Annotated in this window: 1 protein-coding gene; it reads left to right on the forward strand. The window is 69.4% G+C overall.

Annotated features, from left to right (window positions below; translation table 11 throughout):
- Nucleotides 1-463 precede the first annotated feature (463 nt).
- Nucleotides 464-1630, forward strand: a complete 1167-nt coding sequence (locus tag AC08OX_RS16140) for an aminotransferase class I/II-fold pyridoxal phosphate-dependent enzyme (RefSeq protein ID WP_476608579.1) — start codon at nt 464-466, stop codon at nt 1628-1630.
- Nucleotides 1631-1762 lie beyond the last annotated feature (132 nt).

Consider the following 1762-nt stretch of genomic DNA (forward strand, 5'->3'; position numbering starts at 1 on the left):
GGTCTGGCCCATGAATGGATCTCCTCCGTCTACTGCTTCCCTCGAAGGTCATGATGGCCGGCCGCTTCGCGGTGCGGAAGAAGGCACTTCCATGTGTCACGGTTACACCGGTGTGACTATCGTCGAGCGGCCGATTTCACCGCTGCCTGACAGTCACTTCCGTCCGGCGTCCGAAGTACCGCCGGTTCACCTGCACGCACGCCCGCACCGTCGGCCGACCGGCTGGGACCCGATTCGGGCCACCTTCCGGGGAAATCTCAGAGCAGGCGAGGGGGATATTAGGGGGTGGGCGGGAAATCCGCCTGCCGGTAGCTTCACCCGTGGCGCGCTCCGGGGCGAGACCGGTGTACGAGGTAGCCCGGTCCGGCCCGGACCCGCACCGGACCAGCGTCAGACCACATCGGGCCAGGTCACGTCTCCGCAGGTGCACGCATCGACATTTCCCAGGTGAAGGACGCCGATCATGGACATTGTTCGGGATATCGAGGATCTTCCGGAATGGCCGCAGTTCGATAACGCCGAGAGGGCCGGGCTGAGTCGGGCGCTGGAACAGGGCCAGTGGTGGCGCATGGGCGGCGGGGAGGTGGACGCCTTCGAGCGGGAGTTCGCCGCCTACCACGGCGGGCAGCACGTGCTGGCGGTCACCAACGGCACGCACGCCCTCGAGCTTGCCCTGCAGGTCCTCGGCGTGGGCCCGGGCACCGAGGTGATCGTGCCCGCGTTCACCTTCATCTCCTCTTCGCAGGCTGCGCAGCGCCTCGGCGCCGTCGCCGTCCCGGTGGACATCGACCCGGGGACGTACTGCATCGATCCGGCCGTTGTCGAGCGGGCGATCACCGCCCGCACCCGGGCGATCATGCCGGCGCACATGGCCGGCCACATCGCGGACATGGACGCGCTGGAGAAGCTGTCCGCGGACAGCGGTGTCCCGCTGATCCAGGATGCCGCGCATGCCCACGGCGCCCATTGGCGGGGCCGCCGCGTCGCCGAGCTCGGCTCGATTGCGGCGTTCAGCTTCCAGAACGGCAAGCTCATGACCGCCGGGGAGGGCGGCGCGGTCATCTTTCCCGGCAAGGACCAGTACGACGAGGGATTCCTGCGGCACAGCTGCGGTCGGCCGCCCCGGGACCGCAACTACTTCCACGCCACCTCGGGCTCGAACTTCCGAATGAACGAGTTCACGGCGGCGGTGCTGCGGGCGCAGCTTGCCAAGCTGGACGGGCAGATCGCAACGCGGGAGCTGCGGTCCGCGCTGCTGTCCCGGCTCCTCACCGACATCGACGGTGTTGTGCCGCAGAGCCGGGACGAGCGGTGCGACCGCAACCCGCACTACATGCAGATGTTCCGGATCCCGGGCATCACCGAACAGCGCCGCAACGAGCTCGTCGATGCGCTCCTTGCCCGCGGGCTGCCCGCCTTCGCGGCGTTCCGGGCGATCTACCGCTGCGCCGGCTTCTGGGAGACCGGCGCCCCCGCCCTCACCGAGGACGAGATCGCTGCTCGGTGCCCGAACACCGAGGCGGTGCACGTTGACACGATCTGGCTGCATCACCGCACGCTGCTCGGGACCGAGGAGCAGATGGTGCGGGTCGCCGAGATCCTCGCCGATACCGTGGCGGCCTTCCGATGAGCGGTCGGCCGCCGCTGCGGGTGGCCATGGTCGGCGCGGGATGGGCGGCTCGCGCCATCTGGCTGCCGAGGCTGCGGGCACATCCGGGCTTCATGGTGCGCGCCGTCGTCGACCCGGATGCCGACGCCCGCG

Source organism: Frankia sp. CoBUL1 (assembly GCF_978021245.1).

Excerpts from the sequence above, each read along its gene's own strand:
- AC08OX_RS16140 (WP_476608579.1), top strand. The coding sequence starts at position 464 with ATGGACATTGTTCGGGATATCGAGGATCTTCCGGAATGGCCGCAGTTC.